The 1756-nt window shown below is 64.3% G+C and carries 2 protein-coding genes; both read left to right on the top strand.

Annotated elements, in window-relative coordinates; genetic code table 11:
• Positions 1 to 8: 8 nt before the first annotated feature.
• Positions 9 to 131, top strand: coding sequence for a putative zinc-binding metallopeptidase (locus tag LQV45_RS29970; RefSeq protein WP_290370361.1), 123 nt, complete (start codon positions 9 to 11; stop codon positions 129 to 131).
• 289 nt (positions 132 to 420) lie between these two features.
• Positions 421 to 1756: cytochrome P450 (locus tag LQV45_RS29965; protein ID WP_230010816.1), on the top strand; the 1336-nt coding region annotated here is incomplete at its 3' end.

The raw sequence follows: 1756 nt of genomic DNA, 5'->3' as shown, positions 1-1756 counted from the left end.
CCCTTGCCCTGAACCAGGTCAACCGCAGCATGGGGAAAGATGATCTTTACCCCTTCGTCCTTTCCGCCGCAGTTATCGACAAGCTTGAGTTCGTCCACGGGCTGCGAACCTCAGCGACGGCCGCCGGCTAAGAAGCGCCCCTCTGACCCCGCCCGCTGACAAGAAGGGCGTCCCGGCAGACAGCACGAAGAAAACAGTCTCCGACCCTTCGCTTCTTGGCGTTCGGCCGTCAGGGACGATGGCCCGCGAAGCCGGGCAGGAGCTATTTTGTGCGGGATCGGACCGGAGTATCGTGGTTCCGGCAGGACGGTTCCGTCCGGCCAGGCAGTAAGCAGTGCTCACAGCGCGTCCATTGGCGATCGCCTATGAGTGGCCATGACTTCACCCAGCGTCCCCATACCGCAGCCTCCCACGAGGCCGGTGGTCGGCAATTTGCCGGACATCGACTCCAGCAAGGGAATCCTGGGAATAGTCGAGCTGGCCGAGCGGTACGGCCCCATAGTCCGCATCCAGTTCTTCAACCGCAGTATCGTCGCCATCTCTTCCCAGCAGCTCGTCAACGAGGTGTGCGACGAGTCCCGGTTCGGCAAAGTGCTGGGCGTTGCCCTTCGGCAGGTGAGGCAGTTCGCCGGCGACGGCCTGTTCACCGCAGATACACAGGAACCCAACTGGCAAAAGGCACACCGGATCCTGATGCCGGCGTTCGGGCCTGCAGCGCTGAAGCGGATGTTCGCCGGCATGGACGACATCGTCGAGCAGCTGCTGCTCAAGTGGGAGAGGCTGGGCCCCACGGCGCGGATCGACATTCCGGACAGCACCACCCGCCTGACGCTGGACACCATCGCCCTGTGCTCGTTCAGCTACCGGTTCAACAGCCTCTACCGGGAGGAGATGCACCCGTTCGTCGGCGCCATGGTCCGCGCCCTGGTTGAATCCGGGGACCGGGCGCGCAGGCTCCCGGTGCAGAACAAGATCATGCTGCGCAGGCGGCACCAGCTCGAAGAAGACCATGCCCTGATGTTCGAGGTCGCCGAACAGATCATCAGTGACCGGCGGCGCAACCCCAGCCCGCCCGGCAGCGAAGACATCCTGGACACCATGCTCAGCGCGGCGGACCCGGTGACCGGTGAGCGTCTATCCGATGAAAACATCCGCTATCAGATGGTCACGTTCCTGATCGCCGGGCACGAGACTACCAGCGGCTTGCTGTCCTTTACACTCTACGAACTGCTGCGCCATCCGGGCGTCCTGGCCAAGGCGCGTGCACAAGTGGACGAGGTCCTTGGTACCGAAAGCGCCAGGTTCGAGCACCTGCCCCGGCTGGGATACCTGGACCAGATCCTTAAGGAAACGCTACGGCTGTGGCCCACCGCTCCGGCGTTCAACGTGACTCCTTACGAGGACACGATGCTCGGCGGCCGCTACGAAGTCCCCGCGGGCCAGCCCATCATGGTCCTGATCCCGCAACTGCATCGGGACAAGGCGGCCTGGGGCGAGGACGCCGGCCTCTTTGACCCGGAGCGGTTCTCCCCGGAACGGGCCGCCGAAATCCCCGCCAATGCCTGGAAGCCCTTCGGCAACGGGCAGCGCTCCTGCATCGGCCGGGGATTTGCCCTGCAGGAGGCCATGCTCTTCCTGGCCAAGCTCCTGCAGCGCTTCGAGGTCACGGCGGCGGACCCGGGCTATGAGCTGCAGATCAAACACACGCTGACCATGAAGCCTGAAGGGCTGTTCATCCACGTGCGCAGGCGGGACG

It is taken from the genome of Microbacterium sp. Bi128, assembly GCF_918698205.1.
Note: the sequence above shows the minus strand (reverse complement) of the source record. Positions and strands in the feature narration are given on the sequence as shown.